This window comes from Burkholderia sp. RS01 (genome assembly GCF_039748055.1).
In the GTDB taxonomy this organism is placed as follows: domain Bacteria; phylum Actinomycetota; class Actinomycetes; order Actinomycetales; family Micrococcaceae; genus Arthrobacter.
Map to the genome: position 1 here is coordinate 89,785 of NZ_JBDLAK010000004.1, position 17,857 is coordinate 107,641.

A 17,857-nucleotide genomic window follows, 5' to 3' on the forward strand; every position below is an offset into this window, starting at 1 on the left:
TCAAAGTTTGGTTGCAAGTCTCATGGGGGAACTGGTGTGGAGCAAGACCGCTGGATCGAAGTAAGCGATTCGCAGTTCCCGCATGAGATCGAGGGCCTTGCGTACCTCAAGAGCAAGATCCCGGCGCAGAGCCCCTACCGGGTGTGGAGCAACTTCGAGTTCCGTGACGGCCGCGGTGGCTGGCATGAAGTCGACGCCCTGATACTCGGCCGTGGCGGCCTGCACTTGCTGGAGCTCAAGTACTACTCCGGCCGGCTGACAGGCAATGACACGCAGTGGCTTCGTGACGGGCGACGCGCGGAACCGTCACCCCTTTTGCTAGCCCGGCGGAAGGCCCAGTATCTGGCCTCGAAGCTCAAGGAAGCTCTCCGTGAATGGGCGCGCGAAAAGGGCATCCAAATTGAGGACGAGCGAAGCGTCATCCCATTCGTCAGTCAGGCAGTCTTTCTTCACCACCCGAGGTTTGTCAGCGAGCTCCCGGCTTCCTCGGCGCTCGGTCTCTATGGGCTCGATGAAGCGGAAGCTGTCAGCCATCTTCCCGGCATCAGCGATCTCATCGGCCAGGAGCCACGTGCCAATGCCGCCATCGGTCAGAACCAGGAAGCGATCCTTGTAGACCTCATGGCCCGTATCGGCCTGGTCCAGCGCCGCGAACGGGAGGCCGGGTCGTGGATTATTGAGGATGGGGCCCTCGACGAGGGCCCGGGCTGGCAGGACTGGAGCGGCTATCACAAGGTCTCCAAGCAGGAAACAGTCCGTATCCGTTTCCAGGTCACGCCGCCGGGAACATCGCAGTCCGTAGCCAGCCGTAACTACAAGATCGCCGAACACGAGTTCCGGCTTATGAGCCGACTCTCACACGACGGCCTGTTGAGGCCTCGCGATCTGGTCGATTCTGAACTCGGTGTCGGACTGGTCTACGACTATTCCGATGGCATGCAGCGGCTGGACCTCTGGCTCGCCGGGCAGCCTAACGGGCTGCCCCTGGATCAGCGCTTATCCATCATCCGTCAGCTGGCAGAAGCCCTCGACTACGCCCACCGCAACCAAGTCGTCCACCGTGGCCTGAGTCCCAAGGCCGTCTGGGTAAAGACGGTTCATGGACAGCCCAAGGTCCTTATCGGCGACTGGCAAAGCGCTGGCTTGGCCTCAGGCCAGGTCCTCACCGGGCACGCCGCCGACGGCGTCACTTCGCTGCTGGACCGCAGGCCGGACCCCAATCAGGCAGACGCCTGGCTGACTGAAGCTTTTGAAGCCCCTGAGGGACGCTGGCAACCGGAATCAGCAGACCGTATCCGCGTGGACGTCTTTTCACTTGGCGCCCTGGCTTACTTCATCCTCGCGTCGCAACGTCCCGCTGATTCATCGCTGGTCCTTGCGGAGCGGCTGAGGAACCAGCGTGGCCTGGACCTGTCCCTCGAGCTGCCCTCGATCTCACCAAGCATTCGCGAAGCCGTGCTCGGTGCCACCAGGCCCGCCCCCGGCGAGCGGTTCGACGGCGTCGGTAAGTTCCTGGACGCATTGTTCGATTCCTCTGTGCCATCCGGCGTGGCAAGTGAGGACGTCGACGCCGTCGACGCCGCTCCAGGCACGGTTTTGGCTGACGGACGTTTTACTGTCCTTCGCCGGCTCGGGCGCGGCTCGACTGCCGTCGGGCTGCTCGTCAAAGACTCGGACGACGACGGCGCGCACCGCGTACTGAAGGTCGCGGTGGACGCCAAGGCGGCACAACGGCTCCACGAAGAGGCCGCGGTGTTGCGTGCACTCTCTGGCCCACGCCTCGTCAAGATCCTCGACGGGCCACTTCCCCTGGGCGACCGCTCGGCGCTGTTGTTGGAGAGCGCAGGCGATCAAACGCTCAGCGAGCTGCTGCGAGAACGTAAACGTCTCTCGCTGGACCTGTTGGAAAGGCTCGGCCGGGACCTGCTGGAGGCACTCGTCCAGCTGGACAAGGACGGTGTTGACCACCGGGACATCAAGCCGGGCAACCTGGGCGTTCGTGCGGAGCGCAGTGGCAAACACCTCGTGCTCTTCGACTTCTCCCTGTCCCGCGCCGCGGCCTCGGACATTGCCGCCGGGACCCCTCCATATCTGGATCCGTTCCTCGGCGGTCTCCGGACCCGTTTCGATTCCGCCGCAGAACGATACTCTGCCGCCGTCGTGCTGTTCGAAATGGCGACCGGCCACACGCCGTTCTATGGTGATCCGCTGGCCAACCCCGCGTCTGTGCCGGACGAGGCCAGCATCGAAGCCCATGACTTCGACCGGGCCATTGCCCCACGCCTCGTCTCCTTCTTCCGCACGGCGCTGGCCCGCGATGCCAAGCGGCGCTATGACACTGCTACGGAGATGCTGGAGAACTGGCGGGCTGCGTTCCCGACGGATGCCACCACGGCCCCGGAGAACTCGGACGAACTCGCAGCCCTGGCAACACCGGCCACCCCGCTGGAGCAGTCGGGCCTGTCTGCTCGCGCCCTCTCCGCGCTGGAACCACTTGGCGTCAGCACCGTAGGGGAACTCACGGCGGTTGATCCGGTCCGGCTGAACGCCCTGCGGGGGGTAGCCCATGCCACCAAACGCGAGGTGTCCACCCGGGCCATGGCGTGGCGTGAGAAGTTTGGCGAAAAAGCCAAGCAGGGAACCGCGGGTACTGCCCCGCTCCCCTCGGTCCTTGCCCTCGCCGAACGACTCATCGAGGCCGCCGGCACACGGAAGGCTGTACAGTCCCGAGCGGCCGCTGGCCTGATCCTCGGCACGTACGGCGACGTGGACGCCTTTGCCACCCAGGCACAATTGGGCGCGCATCTGCCGAACCCAGTCACCGCCGCGGGCGCCAATCAGCTCGTTGGGAAACTCCAGACTGCCTGGGCCGAGGACACACCGGTGTTGGGTTTCCTGCGCCACCTTTCCGCTGTGGTGAACCAGCGCCTGAATGCGCTCGGTGGGGCCGCCACCATCGACGAACTCGCCATGGAAGTGCTGGCCCAGACCACGGTCGAGTCCGAGCGCACTGGCGAGAATGAACGCATCGCCCGGGGTCTGCTGCGGATTATCGTGGACCGCCAGCGCGCCCTCAAGCGCGCGGACTCCAATGACGAACCCCTGGAGCTGCGCCGCCGGGACGGCAACGTAATGCTGCTCGCCCGTGAGACCCCACTGCTGGATGCGGCAGAACGATTGGGTCGCGAAGCCGACTCGCTGCTGGCCGAGTCGACGGCGCAGCCCGCCGTAGTTCCTGCCGAACGCGTCCACCAGCGGCTGTCCGCGCTCCTCGACGCCGCGGGCATCGAGGACCCTTTGCTGCGCGACCGCGTCCGGCTGGCGCGTCTGGCCGCCGGGTTGTCCCGCCTGGCGGCAGCGTCCGGCAGCGGAGAACTGCACGATAGGGACCTGTCCCAGGTCGAGGCGCTGGGGCTGGCTCTGCGCGGCGTGGCTGGCCCGCAGCGCCTCTCGCCCCGCGAAATCGTTGACCGCGTCCGCGTCCGCTTCCCCGCCGTACCGGCTCTTCCGACGTCGGGACGCCTCGCCGAGCTGCTCCGCGAGGCTGGTCTGGAGCTGACCCACGACCCCGCATCCGGGACCTACGGCACCCCCACCATCGCGGAGCCGTTCCAGGGCAGTTCCTCCAGGCTGGGCACGGGAACGCATACCGGCGGCCTGTTCGCGAGCGAACCCACCCCGGAGTCAAGGCTGCGCGAAAGCATCAGCCAGCGGTCCTTCCTGGCTTTGGGAGCCCGAGCCGACCTTTGCGACACGCTGGCCGTGCGGCTGGAAACGGAGTTTCACGCCCAGCGGATTGATGTCACCGCCCTGCTGCTGGACGAGTTGAAGTCCCTGAGCCTGGAGGCCGGGTTTCCGTCATGGGAAGCACTGGTTCGTGCCGACGCACAGCCCGAGAACGACCGGGCCACCCGCGGTGTAATCGCAGCAGTGAAGCGGGCCGTCCCGGTGGTCGAGGCCGCCATAAGCGCGGCCGCCGCAGACACCGGAGAGAAACCCAGGCCGGTCGTCATCGTAGAGGCCTCTCCCCTGGCCCGCTACGGACACACGGACATCCTCCGGCACTGGAGCGACCTGGCCACCGGCCGCGGCCAGGCGGTATGGGTGATCCTGCCGCAGGTCGGAGCGAGCCGGGGGCCACTGCTCGACGGCGTCTCGGTCCAGACTTCCCCCAACCAATATCTCCGTGTCGACACCGCTTGGATCGACGCTCCTACAAACCTCATCCCGGCAGCCGTCGAAGGAGCCACCGTATGACCATTGGCAAGGATCTCACCCCCAAGCTGCAGAAACTGGTGCTTCGGGTTGAAGACGACCTGCGCACCCGGTTGGACGAAGACGCGGAGATCAAGGCCCGCTGGCAGTCCGAGCACGCGGACGCGTTGCGCGCCGAACGCACCTCTTCTGCATGGGTCAGCTGGCGCGACGACCGCATCACACAAGCCGCAGTTGGCTGGGTCCTGAGCACGGTGTTCCTACGCTTCTGCGAAGACAATGCGCTGCTGTCCAAGGTCTGGATCGCCGGTCCCGGCGCCCGCCGGCAGGAAGCGTTCGACGCCGAAAACGCTTACTTCCGCGCCCACCCGGAAAACACCTGGCGCGAGTGGATCCTGGAAGGCATCACCCACCTGCGCTCCTTCCCGTCCACCGTGGCACTGGTCGACGAACACGCGGCCCTCTGGCAGGTCTCCCCCTCCGGCGCCATGGCGAAGGAAATCCTGGATTTCTGGCGCGCCACCGACGAAGACGGCGTCCCGCTCTACGACTTCCAGGACAGCGGGCTCTCCACCCGCTTCCTCGGCGACCTCTATCAGGATCTCTCCGAGTACGCGAAGAAAACGTTCGCGCTCCTCCAGACCCCCATATTTGTCGAGGAGTTCATCCTCGACCAGACGCTCACCCCGGCGCTGGCCGAGCGCCCGCTGGAAGGGTTCAAGCTCATCGACCCAACCTGCGGGTCCGGGCACTTCTTGCTGGGCGGATTCCAGCGGCTGCTGGACGAATGGAGAAGCAAGGCCCCTAACTTGGAAGCCCGCGACCGGGTTCAGAAGGCCCTCAACGCGATCCACGGCGTGGACCTGAACCCGTTCGCAGTGGCCATCGCACGCTTCCGGCTCACTATCGCTGCGCTCCAGGCCACGGGAGAGCTGGACCTGGAACGCGCCCCCGACTTCAGCTTCCACGTCGCCGCCGGCGACTCGCTGTTGCACGGCCAAGTGCAGCGCGAGTTCCGGTTCGAAGGCTTCGACGCCGATGCGGAGCTGTCCGGATTCGCCTATGCCACCGAAGACCTTGAGCAGCTCAAGCGCATCCTAAAGCCGGGCCAATACGATGTAGTGGTCGGGAACCCGCCCTACATCACAGTCAAAGACAAGACCCTAAATGCCGCGTACCGCAACCTATACGAGACGTGCAAGGGAACGTATGCCTTGACCGTGCCGTTCATGGAGCGCTTCTTCGGTCTGGCGAAACACGGTACCGATTCACAGCCCGCGGGATGGACCGGGCAGATTACCTCAAATTCCTTCATGAAGCGCGAGTTCGGGTCCAAGATCATCGAGGAGTACCTCACCCGTCAAGATCTGCGCCTGGTCGTCGACACCTCGGGCGCCTACATCCCCGGCCACGGCACGCCGACCGTCATCCTGATCGGCAAGCACCAGCGACCCGCCAGCCAAACCGTCCGCGCCGTTCTTGGAGTGCAGGGCGAGCCAGGGCGGCCGGAGAACCCCGCCACCGGCCTAGTCTGGCGGGCGATCGCCGATCGCCTCGATCAGCCCGGCTACGGCGACCAATGGATCTCTGTCACTGACCTCGATCGACAGCGACTGGCAACTCATCCATGGAGCCTTAGCGGTGGAGGTGCTTCGAGTCTCTTGACTGAACTCAACAAGAGCAGAGCTCACCTGTCCGACTGGTCCGTCAGCATTGGTCGGACGACCGTGGTCGGCGAGGACGATGGCTGGTTCACAACCGACTCGCGTGCTAGGTCACTCGGCCAGCTTGATCAAGTACGCAACATTGTAGTTGGGGAAAACGTTCGAGATTACGGTCTCACAGGCGGAGCCCTCATATGGTGGCCGTACGACGATGTTTTCAAACCATCCTGGATTCCTGAGACGCACCCTGTCGTAAAGAGTTGCTTGTGGCCATTGCGCTCGGTTTTGTCTCAACGCGTCATTTTTGGGCAATCCCTGGCTGACAGAAAACGGCCTTGGTACGACCACCTCGAGTGCTACTCGTCGAAAATGCGGACGCCCCTGTCGATCACTTTCGCATTCGTCGCCACGCACAACCACTTTGTGCTCGACCGGGGTGGGAAGGTCTTCAAACAATCCGCCCCGGTCATCAAGCTGCCGGAGGGCGCATCCGAAGACGAACACCTCGCCCTGCTGGGCGTGCTCAATTCCTCATCCGCTTGTTTCTGGCTCAAGCAGAACAGTCACAACAAGGGAAATGGCGGCATTGGCGGCGGCATCGGTGACGAGTCATGGGAACCTCGATATGAGTTCACGGGCACAACGTTGCAGGACTTCCCAATGCCTTCATCGCTCCCGCTGAACCGGGGTCGCCACCTCGACGCACTCGGGCGATCTTTGGCCGCAGCGTCTCCCGCCTCCGTTTTGGAGAGCGCCACACCGACAGCTTCTGCGCTGTCGGATGCCCGGAAGTTGGCCCAGAACCTGCTTGGTCAGATGGTGGCGGCCCAGGAGGAACTGGACTGGGAGACGTACCGCCTCTATGGACTGATCGATGAGGACTTTACGTACAAGAGTGAATCGCTGCCCGAGATCGAGCTCGGCCAGCGGGCCTTCGAAATCGTGCTGGCACGACAGATCACCAGCGGCACCACTTCATCGGCGTGGTTCTCCCGCCACGGCTCCACACCGGTAACCGAAATCCCCGCCGAATGGCCACAGGACTATCGGGCACTCGTCCAACGTCGGCTCGACGCCATCGAGGCCAATCCGAGCATCCGTCTGCTCGAGAAACCCGAATTCAAACGACGGTGGGCAACCGAGCCGTGGGAAAAGCAGCAGGAACAGGCCCTGCGTGGCTGGCTCCTGGACAGACTCGAGGACCGCTCGTACTGGTTTGACGCACACGACCGCCCGGTCGCTCGCAGCATCTCACAGGTCGCTGACGTGGTTTCCCGCGACGCAGATCTGGTCAGCGTCCTGGCGATATGGGACGGAACTGTCGACGTCGACGTCGCCAAAGCCCTCACCAGGCTGTTGACGGACGAGGCTGTCCCCTACCTCGCTGCACAGCGGCTCAAGGACTCCGGTCTGCGGAAGCGCGAAACGTGGGAGGAAACGTGGGAGCTGCAGCGCCGGGAGGACAACGGGGAGGACGTGGGTAGGATCCCGGTGCCGCCCAAGTACGCCACCGCCGATTTCCGGAAGGCTTCCTGGTGGCAGGCCCGCGGGAAGCTTGACGTGCCCAAGGAACGCTTCATCCTGTACCCGGACGCCGGGCGTTCCACCGACCCGACGCTGCTTTTGGGCTGGTCCGGCTGGGACCACGCACAGCAATTCCTTGTCTTGGCTACGATCATGGACGAACGGATCAGCGAAGGTGCCGATGACGGCCAATTGGTTCCGCTCGTTGCCGGCATGGCGGAAGTGCTGCCCTGGGTCAAGCAGTGGCATGCCGATCTGGACCCGACCTTCGGCATGAGCATGGCCGATTTCTGTTCTGCCCAGCTGGAGGAACGAATGACCCAACTCAATGTATCGACCACTGATCTGAAGGCCTGGCGTCCCGCCCCGGCTACGCGCAGCCGCCGCGCCATCAAGGAGAACGCATGACCATCCTGCTTCGCGACGTCTTCGACATCCCCGAACGCGCGGGCGTCGAGGACTATGTCCTCCGCCTCACCGACGCCGTCAGCGGCGACGGCGCCCGGCACGCCCTCGACGACTACGTGGTCACCCCGTCACTCGTGGACGCCTTCGATTCCGCGCTAGGACTGGTGTCCGATTCGCTGACCACAGGAATCAACCGCGGGTCGTTCCTGACCGGGTCCTTCGGCTCAGGTAAGTCGCACTTTATGGCTGTCCTCCATGCCCTGCTGCGCCACGATCCAAAGGCCCGATCTGTCGGCGAACTCCAAGAGACCGTCGCCCGGCACGACGCTGTCCTGTCCGGCAGGAACATACTGCCACTGGCATTCCATTTCTTGGACGGCCAGTCGATGGAACAGGTCATCTTCGACGCCTACGTCCGGCACATCCAGACCGCTCACCCCGGCGCGTCCTTGCCTGCTCTCTTCGCATCCGATGCCCTCCTTGAGGACGCGGAGAACCTGCGCCAGCAAATCGGGGACAGCGCGTTCTTCCAGGGTCTTGGAGGCTATGCGGCCGACGACGAATTTGACGAGTTCTCCGGCCTGCTCGGCTCCAGCGGCTGGGACCTGGACCGCTACCACGCGGCTCGCACCGCCTCCGTACAAAGTGTGGAGCGGCAGTCGCTGGTCGGTGATTTGGTGGGGACGTACTTCAAGGCGTTTGTCCGGTCGGGCGCGTACGTTGACCTGGATACCGGTCTTGCCGCCATGTCCTCTCACGCCAAGTCGCTAGGGTATGACGCCGTCGTCCTCTTCCTCGACGAACTGGTCCTCTGGCTCGCCTTTGGCATGCACGAACCCGAGTTCTTCCGCCGCGAATCCCAGAAACTGACCAAACTGGTGGAAGGTTCCTATGGCAGCCTCGAGGCCCCCCTGATCTCATTCGTGGCCCGGCAGATGGACCTGCGCAAGTGGTTCGCAGACGCCGGTGCCAACGGTGTCCAGCAGGAGGCACTCGAATCCGCGTTCCGGCACCAGGAAGGACGCTTTGCAAAGATCGAACTGGGCGATGACAACCTCCCGTTCGTCGCCAGCAAGCGCCTCCTGAAGCCCACGGACGACGCCGCCAGGCAGTCCGTCGACGATGCGTTCACCCGGTTGGACCGCAATCCGAAAGTCTGGGATGTGTTGCTCGACGGGGTCAACTCTGATGACCAGCACCGTGGTTCGGATGAGAAAGCCTTCCGGCTCACCTACCCCTTTGCCCCCGCTCTGGTCTCCACCTTGCGCTCCTTGGCCAGCGTCATGCAGCGCGACCGCACCGCGCTCAAGGTCATGCAGCAGATGCTGGTTGACCGCCGGAACACCATGAGCATCGAGGAGGTCATCCCTGTCGGGGACAGCTTCGATTACATCGTCAAGGGTCAGGCCGGGGCGGCCCTTGACGCGCAGGCTGCGGCGCTCTTCCGTTCTGCCACCCAGCTGTACCAGGACAAGCTGCTGCCCAAGATTCTCTCCACCCACCACCTGGCCGCATCCGACCTGCAGGATCCCTCCCGGCTGACGCCCGCATTCCGCGCGGATGACCGGCTCGCCAAAACACTGCTGCTCTCAGCTGTGGCCCCCAACGTCCCCGCCCTGAAGGCGCTGACCGCGGCACGGCTCGCCTCGCTCAACCACGGCTCGATCGCGTCCCCGCTGCCGGGTGGCGAGGCCAACATCGTGCTGGCCAAGGTGAAAAATTGGTCCCGCGAGGTGCCCGAAATCCATGTGGGTTCCGAACCGTTGAACCCCATCATCCGGGTCCAGCTGTCCAATGTGGACTACGAATCGATCGTTGAAAAGGCCAAGGGCGAGGACAACCCCGGGCGCCAACGCGAACTGATTCGCAAGCTGGTCGCTGAAGGGCTCGGTCTGGAACTCGGCGACCCCGATGCCTGGAATGTTTACCGCCAGCCCGTCGTGTGGCGTGGCTCCAAGCGCGAGGTCGAACTGGTCTTTGGCAACGTGCGCGACGCGGGCTGGCTCACGGATGAGCATTTCCGTTCCGGGGCTGGTGCGTGGCGCTTCGTCATCGACCACCCCTTCGATGAACAACAGCACACCGCCACCGAAGACATCGAGCGCATCGAGAACTTGCGCGCCCGCAATTTCACTTCGCGAACTCTGGTCTGGTTGCCACGTTTCCTCTCCGCAGAATCCATGCGCGACTTGCGTCGACTCGTAGTGCTCGACTGGTTGCTGGAGGGCACCGGAGACCGGTGGAACAGCCACGCCAATCACCTCAGCGAAGTCGACCGCCAACAGGCCCGGGGTATCCTCGAATCTCAGCAGGCGGCCCTGCGCGAGGGATTGCTACGTATCATCCAGCAGGCTTACGGAGCAGCGACCCCCGCACGCGGGGCCCTGCTCGAGGACCCCGCGCACGTGGAGGTCCTGTATTCACTTGACCCGGAATACGTCCCGCAGCCCCCCGTCGGGGCCACCCTCGGCGCAGGCTTCAGGCAACTCGTGAACCGTGCGTTCGAATCCGCGTACCCGGGTCACCCGCGCTTCGAGCCGGAAGACATCGAGGTCAGGGTTGCCGACCTCAAGGCTGTCGCCTCGGCTTTGGAGGCCGCGGCCGCCGAACCGGAGGGTCGCGCCCCTTACCCTGGAGACGCACGGACGGTCCGCCGGATCGCCAACCCGCTCGAGGTTGGGCTCGCGGGGGAAACCCACTTCCTCTTTGGTGACGGACGTTTCGGTCCTTGGGGCGTCGCGCTTGAGCGAGGACTCTCGCGTGCGGGCATCGGCAACGACGATGCCGTCACGGTTTCGAAGTTGCGCGAGATCATCGACGGGGTCGAACCGGCCCACGGGCTGCGCAATGAAGTCTCCGACCTGATAGTGATTGCGTGGGGTCTGCTGCGCCAGCGTGCCTGGTTCAACCACGGCGGTGCACTGCCGGCTGCTCCGTCGCCGGGATTGCTCCAGCCAAGCATGGAACTGCGGCCGCAGCCCATGCCGACCGAACAGGAATGGGAGGCCGCCAGGGCCACCGCGGGCCGCGTGTTCGCGATCGAGGCCCCCAAGTACCGCACCCCTGCCGCAGTTGCCACCCTTGCTGAGGCTACGCGCGCGTTTGCACGCACGCGCGTCGTCGACGCGGACGCGCTGGTTAGTGCGTTGGAGTCTGCCGCCACGCGGCTCAAGACAGATGGGGGAGATCGTTTGGTGCTAGCCGGCGGGATTGCGAAGGCCCTCGGTGCTTTGCAGCACCAGAACGGCGTGACACTGATCCAGACCCTCGCCGGGCTGGACCTCCCGGCCACCCCGCAGGAAGCTGCGGCGTCCTTGGCCTGCGCAAGGGACGTTTCCGCGGCTTTGTCGGACTTCTCGTGGAACCGGCTGACGCCCGTCCGCGAGGCCGCCGCCGGCCAAGGTAATCGCGCCGATGGCGCCCAAGCCATCCTGGACCATCTCACCACCGCACTAAACGGCCAGGAGCACGCCTACCCATGCGCGGCGGCGCTCAAGAACGCCGGCGATGAAATATTTGAGTGGCTCGCCAGCGCACCCGTCACGCCAGCGCCGGTCCTGCCGCCGGTTTCACCGGTTCCTGTCACTCCGGTTAATCCCCCGGCAAGCCCAAAGCCAGACGATGTTGTCCTTCCACCCACCGTGGCACCGCCCGCCATTCCTGGGGGGAATTGGCGCACGGCCGTCGGCGCCGACAGCGCGGTGTCCGAGCTGCAGACCTTCATCCGGAACAACCCGAACCGCCGCATTGAAGTGCAGTGGAGGATCGTCGAGTGAGTGTCCAGACGTCCATTCAGGCAACGGTGAGCACCGCCGTCGTCCGTTCTCTAATCTCCGCGGCCCGCAAGCACGGCAGCCAGCGAGTGATCGGCCTGCGTGCGGTCCCGGACCCACGCGCCGAACGACGCTTCGTGGATTCCGGGGAACCCGTCCACGTCCTGCCCTGCGTCTCCTCGTTGGCCATCCGGGATGCTTTGCGCAACCGCTCTGGTGGGGAATGGCTCGTGATCCTGACCGATCGGCCGGAGGAAGACCTGGGTGCCGGTATCCTCGGGCATTTCGCGCATCAAAGGCTCCAGACGCCGGGAGCCTGGGAGGCCCTTAAAGATCGTTTCGGCGCCGACCGGATCGATCGCGCGTTATCCACGCTGAAGCAGCGGTTGCCAGTGGCGCAGGGCTTATTGCGCATCACTCCCGACGAAGGGTGGCCCGTCGCCCTGGGTGCCGTATTGACCATCGATCATGCCTTCGGCTCCGTTGCGGAGCGGCAGTTGGCACTGCAGCGCGGTCCGGTGGACGCCCTCAGCGTTCTGGACTGGACCACGAGATCCGACGCCGCGGACCGCATGGCGGACCTGCGCGAATTCGGCGGAGATGAACTCGCCGACGCTGTCCTCCAGTGGCTGACCGACCGCGCGGGGCAGGCAGGCACACCGCTGCTGCGTTTGCTACTCTCCGGCAGGGCCGCCGAGGCGGTCCCGATCGGAATTGTGCTCAATGTACTGACCGGCACGGCCGGACAGACTGCCCAGGAGCAGCAGCTCACCCAGCTGGCACTGGCCCGGCTCGAACACCTGTGGACTGGTTCCGTCGAAGCGGTCACTCCGCCCATGCTAGCGGCGCTGGGCAAGGTTGCGCGCAGCGTTGTCGAAGCTCAGCTGGACGATCCGGCGCGCTGGCAGGAAGGCCATGCCGCGCTGCAGGCCGCTGACAGGTTGCTGGGCAAGATCCAGGCAGCCAGCTTGGGAAGCGATTCGCAGCTGCTGCCCGCCGGGCTCACCGCGTCACTGCGCCGGCTCGCCGAATCGCTCCGCTCCTTCCCATCATCGGGGATCGACGCCGTGGAGCAGGCCTGGTCGAGGGTGGAAGCCCACCGCCTGGCCTATCCGTTACGAGGGAACGCCCGGGATCCCCGGGTGGATCCGTTCCGTGCCGCCGTCCGGCTGGCCCGCTGGCTCAGCGGAGACGACATGCTGCCGGACAGTTTCGCCGCCGCGGTGCAACTTCACGCCCGCGACCATGCGTGGGTCGATGCCGCGTACAACGACGCGGTGGGAGGCGTCAGCGACCAGCTTTTGGCTGAAGGTCTCGGCGCCGTCCTGCGACTCACAGAGCAACGGCGCCACGACCACGACCGGGCCTTCGCACGCCTGCTGGCCGCGTCAATCGCCTCAGATGAGGGCCGGACGACGGGCCGTTTGGACGGCGCCGGAGACCAGGTCTGGCATCTGGAGCGGTTACTGCCCTCGGTGGTGCTGCCGCTGGCGCGGGCGAAAAACACCCTGCTGCTGATCCTCGACGGCATGAGCGCCGCCACCGCCACGGAACTGACCTCCACCGTGCTGCACGGCAACGAGGGCTGGTCCGAGGCCATCCCTGCTGCCGCAGAACGTCGCGGGTCTGCCGTGGCCGTGCTCCCGACACTCACGAACCTCAGCCGCGCGTCCCTGTTTAGCGGCGAGCTGACCTCGGGCGGACAGTCCCGCGAACTGTCAGGCTTCGCCGCAATGGCGAAAGCCGGCGGGATCGCCCGGTCCGTGCTCTTCCACAAGGCTCCCCTGGATTCGTCGCGTCCAGGGTTGGCCTTGCAAGATGACATATCCGTTTCCATCGCCGACTCACAGACACGGCTCGTGGCCTGCGTTCTGAACACCATCGACGACGCCCTGGACAAGAGCGACCCGGCCGGAACCACGTGGACGCCTGACACCATCCGGCACCTGCGACCGTTGCTATCCGCCGCGATGGCTGCCGGACGCACCGTGGTCATGACGTCCGATCATGGGCACATCGTGGAGCGCCGCCGCGGGGAACTGCGCGCGTTCGGCGAAACGAGCAGCGCACGGTCCCGGACACCGGAACCTCACGCCGGTGACGACGAGGTGTTGGTCCAGGGCCGCCGTGTCCTGACCGAAGGCGGCAGCGCAGTACTCGCCGTCGACGAAACCCTGCGCTACGGACCAATCAAGGCCGGATACCACGGAGGCGCTTCCCCCGCCGAGGTAGTGGTTCCCATCGTTGTGTTGGTTCCCGGCGATAACGTCCCCGACGGATGGAAGCTGGCGCCGTCACAGGAACCGCTGTGGTGGTCGGTCGCAGCCAGCGGCCCCACGGCGCGCCTGGCAACTCCCGGTGCCGGGCTGACGAAGACAGCCCAGGACAACACCCCATCAATGCTCGACATCCTCGACTCCCCCGACCCGGTCCCCGCCGCGCCGGGGATCGGAGCCGCCGTCGTATCTTCTGGCACGTTCAAGGCGCAGAAAGCGATCGCCGGCCGACTCGCCGTTGCCGATAGCCAAGTCGCTACGCTGCTGGATGCCCTGGCCGCTGCGCCGGGGACCCGGCTGGTCAAGGAGACGGCCGCCGTCGTTCTTCAGGTAGCCCCCACGCGCATGGAAGGGGCGGTGGCCCAACTGCAGAAGCTGCTCAACGTCGAAGGCTACGGGGTGTTGCGTGTCGACGGTTCCATCCTGGTCCTGGACGCACGCCTGCTCCGTGAACAGTTCGGGGTGACAGATCGTGGCTGACGTCTCTCCGCGCAGGCGCCGCGAAGTGATCGACGCGCTGCGGCGTGGCACGGTTCCTTCCAACGGGCTCGATCTGCTCGCCGTCGGTCTGGATCGCTTCCAGCGCGCCGTCGAGGAGGAACTTGAGACGGTCGCGGGTAGTGGTGCCGTGGTCAAGGCAGTCCGCGGTGAGTACGGCACGGGTAAGACCTTCTACACCCGCCATCTTGCGGAGAAGGCCCTGAGGAAGGGTTTCGCCGCCGCCGAAGTGCAGATTTCCGAGACCGAGACCCCGCTGCACAAGCTTGAGACCGTCTACCGGCGGATTACCGAATCGCTGCGTACTGCTTCGGTGGCGCCCAGCGCGTTCCGTTCCGTCCTGGATGCCTGGTTGTTCACCCTCGAGGACGATGCCATCGCCGCAGACCCCGCACTGGCTACCGCTCCGGCGGGTGACTTGGCGGCCGCCGCGGATGAGTTGCTGGACCGGCGTTTGGCCGAGGTGAGTGCGAAGACACCTGCCTTCGCCCAGGCACTCCGCGGTTACCGGGCAGCCGTAGCCGCTGGAGATGCTGCCGTTGCGGACGGGCTTGCCGCCTGGCTCGGTGGCCAGCCCCATGTGGGCGCTTCGGCCAAGCGCGGGGCCGGAATCCGTGGCGATCTTGACCACTTCGGCGCCTTGGGATTCCTGCAGGGTCTCCTGCTGATCCTGCGCGACGCCGGGCATCCTGGCCTGCTGGTGGTTTTGGACGAGGTCGAGACCCTGCAACGAATGCGCTCGGATGTGCGGGACAAAGCCCTCAACGCCCTGCGGCAGCTCATGGACGAAGTGGATTCCGGTCGGTTCCCCGGCCTGTATCTAGTCCTGACCGGAACACCGGCTTTCTTCACAGGGCCTTCCGGGGTGCCACGTCTGGCGCCCCTGGCCCAACGGCTGGCCACGGATTTCGGCACCGATTCGCGCTTCGATAACCCTCGAGCCGTACAGATCCGTTTGGCAGGCTTCAACCGTGAAGCGCTCGAAGCGTTGGGCATCAAGGTACGGGACCTCTATCTTCTCGGTGCCGATGCTCCTGACCGTATCCGCCAGCTCGTCGACGATCCCTACATCTCCGATCTGGCAGACGCCGTGGCCGGCGGGCTGGGCGGCAAGGTGGGCATCGCGCCAAGGATCTTCCTAAAGAAACTCATCGGCGACGTGTTGGACCGTGTTGACCAGTTCGATGACTTCGACCCGCGCCAGCACTACGCCTTGACCCTCGCCTGCGAGGACCTAAGCCCCGAGGAACGCAACGCCGTTGGCGGCACCGTCGGAGTGGCCGGCGGGTACGCGGCGACCGCGGACGACGTCGAACTCAACCTATGACCCAGCTCGCGGGGTTCGACGCACTCCACACGGTGGTCCAGCACCACATCGCCAACACGCTGGGATGGGGCGGCCTGCGGCCGCTGCAGTCAGAGTCCGTCGGTCCCGTCCTGGGCGGGAACGATTGCCTGCTTCTGGCTCCCACAGCCGGCGGCAAGACCGAGGCAGCATTGTTCCCGCTGCTGACCCGTATGGCTGAGGAGGCGTGGACAGGGACGTCTGTCCTCTACGTGTGTCCCCTGCGCGCATTGCTAAACAATCTGGAGCCACGGGTCGCTTCCTACGCCGGATGGCTCGGACGCACCGCGGCGGTACGGCATGGAGACACCACCGCAGGAGTCCGCAAACGCCAGGTCTTCGAGCGTCCGGACATCCTGCTGACGACCCCGGAATCGCTCGAATCCATGTTGGTCTCCACCCTGGCGGATCCGCGGCAACTCTTTGCAGATGTACGTGCCATCGTCGTCGACGAGGTCCATGCCTTTGCCGGGGACGATCGGGGTTGGCACCTGCTGGGAGTTGTGGAACGCATCTCTAAGCTGGCGGGCCGTCCGCTCCAACGGATTGGACTGTCCGCGACGGTAGGCAACGCCCCGGAGCTCTTGACGTGGCTGCAAGGCAGCAATCGGATCTCGGAGATACCCGCATCCGTCATCTCTCCGGACGGGGGCTCTGCGCCCGTACCGGAGATGCAGCTAGATTTCGTGGGTAGCGACCTGAATGCGGCCAAGGTGATTTCTGCTCTGCATCGCGGTGAGAAGCGGCTCGTCTTTGCCGATTCGCGGCGGACGGTGGAAAAGGTATCGCTCGGGCTGCGCGACCTTGAAGTGGAGACTTTCGTTTCGCACTCATCCTTGTCCGTGGATTCCCGAAGGCAGGCGGAAGCCGCGTTCTCGCAGGCCCGCAACTGCGTCATTGTGTCCACCTCGACCCTAGAACTCGGCATCGACGTGGGCGACCTCGACAGGGTCGTCCAGATCGGTGCACCGCGCACCGTAGCCTCGGTACTGCAGCGGCTCGGCCGCACCGGTCGCAGACCGGGGACTGAGCGGAACATGCTGTTCCTGTCCACCGACGACGCGCAATTCCTGCGCGCCTGCGGACTTATGCTGCTGTGGTCAGAGGGCTATGTGGAGCCGGTCGTTCCCCCGCCGTCGCCCTTGCACGTCGCGGCACAACAACTCCTGGGGTTGACGCTGCAGGAGCGTCGGGTGGGAGCCAACACCTGGGAGGAGTGGTTCTCCGGACTCGGGCTCGCCTCGCCGGTCGAGTGGCAGGCGATTGCCGCAGGGCTGGTGGAATCGGGACACCTCGATTCAGACCAAGGGATGCTCTTCATGGGTCCTGAAGCTGAGCGCAAGTACGGCGGCATCCACTACCGGGACCTCATGGCCGTGTTCACAGCGGACCCGCAGGTAGTCATTCTGCACGGGCGCGAGGAAGTCGGCTCCGTTGACCCGCTGGTGCTCCAGCGCAAAGTCGATGGTCCTCGGCTCCTTACTCTCGGAGGCAGGGCATGGCAGGTGAACTACGTCGATTGGAAGCGCCACCGCGCCTACGTCGAACCGTCGGCAAACGCCGCTGACTCCAAATGGTCAAGCATGCCGCAGCCCGAGTCCTATGCCCTGAGCGATGCGACGCGGCGGGTGCTCCTCGGAGCCACTCCCGCCGGCGTGCGGCTGTCCAAAAGGGCTCTGACCAAGCTGAACGAACTCCGGGAAGAATATGCACACCGGGTGTCCGATGATTCCACCGTCATGATCCGTGAACCGAACGGGAGACTTCGCTGGTGGACTTGGGCCGGAGCCCGTGCGAACGCTGTCCTGGTGGCGGGGCTGCTTGACCTGGCACCTGAGCTGCTCGACGAATCGCGGGCCTACAACAACTGGCAAATCGGATTGCGGGGCGACACCACCGCTCCGGCTCTGGCTGAGGCCATGCGCGAGATCCGGTGTGCGCTTCAAGACGAGCCGCAAAGGCTCCTGCCGCAGGTTGATGAGCGTGCGCTCAGGACACTGAAGTTTGCCGAACTTCTCCCTGCTTCATTGGCAGTGAGCACCCTCGCTGAGCGAAGCAGCGATCATGCTGGTGCTTCGGCGGTAGCCGCTGGGCCCGTAGCGTCCGTCTAGTCCGAGATTCGTGGAATCGAAAACAGCTATCCCCGACTGCTCT

The 17,857-nt window shown here is 65.1% G+C and carries 6 protein-coding genes; all 6 read left to right on the forward strand.

Going from position 1 to position 17,857, the window contains the following annotated elements:
- Nucleotides 1–36: 36 nt before the first annotated feature.
- From pglW to ABFP37_RS05490, 6 genes are read left to right on the forward strand one after another with little or no spacing between them, the layout of a single operon-like run.
- Complete coding sequence (pglW, locus tag ABFP37_RS05465; protein WP_347032961.1) at nt 37–4,257, forward strand: BREX system serine/threonine kinase PglW; 4,221 nt, start codon at nt 37–39, stop codon at nt 4,255–4,257.
- On the forward strand, nt 4,254–7,811 hold the full coding sequence (gene pglX / locus ABFP37_RS05470) for a BREX-2 system adenine-specific DNA-methyltransferase PglX (protein WP_347032962.1): 3,558 nt from the start codon (nt 4,254–4,256) through the stop codon (nt 7,809–7,811). The genes pglW and pglX overlap by 4 nt, the downstream gene beginning before the upstream one ends.
- A complete protein-coding gene (locus ABFP37_RS05475; protein ID WP_347032963.1) occupies nt 7,808–11,587 on the forward strand; it encodes a DUF6079 family protein in 3,780 nt (1,259 codons plus the stop codon). Before pglX ends, ABFP37_RS05475 begins: the two co-directional genes overlap by 4 nt.
- On the forward strand, nt 11,584–14,340 hold the full coding sequence (pglZ, locus tag ABFP37_RS05480; protein ID WP_347032964.1) for a BREX-2 system phosphatase PglZ: 2,757 nt from the start codon (nt 11,584–11,586) through the stop codon (nt 14,338–14,340). The genes ABFP37_RS05475 and pglZ overlap by 4 nt, the downstream gene beginning before the upstream one ends.
- The gene (gene brxD / locus ABFP37_RS05485) at nt 14,333–15,685 is read left to right on the forward strand and encodes a BREX system ATP-binding protein BrxD (RefSeq protein ID WP_347032965.1); all 1,353 of its coding nucleotides are present in this window, start codon (nt 14,333–14,335) and stop codon (nt 15,683–15,685) included. Before pglZ ends, brxD begins: the two co-directional genes overlap by 8 nt.
- Nucleotides 15,682–17,814 carry a DEAD/DEAH box helicase gene (locus ABFP37_RS05490; RefSeq protein WP_347032966.1) on the forward strand — a complete coding sequence of 711 codons (2,133 nt, stop codon included), beginning with the start codon at nt 15,682–15,684 and terminating at the stop codon, nt 17,812–17,814. The genes brxD and ABFP37_RS05490 overlap by 4 nt, the downstream gene beginning before the upstream one ends.
- Nucleotides 17,815–17,857 lie beyond the last annotated feature (43 nt).

Coding starts and splice junctions, on each gene's coding strand:
- pglX (WP_347032962.1), top strand. CDS start 4,254: ATGACCATTGGCAAGGATCTCACCCCCAAGCTGCAGAAACTGGTGCTT.
- ABFP37_RS05475 (WP_347032963.1), top strand. CDS start 7,808: ATGACCATCCTGCTTCGCGACGTCTTCGACATCCCCGAACGCGCGGGC.
- ABFP37_RS05490 (WP_347032966.1), top strand. CDS start 15,682: ATGACCCAGCTCGCGGGGTTCGACGCACTCCACACGGTGGTCCAGCAC.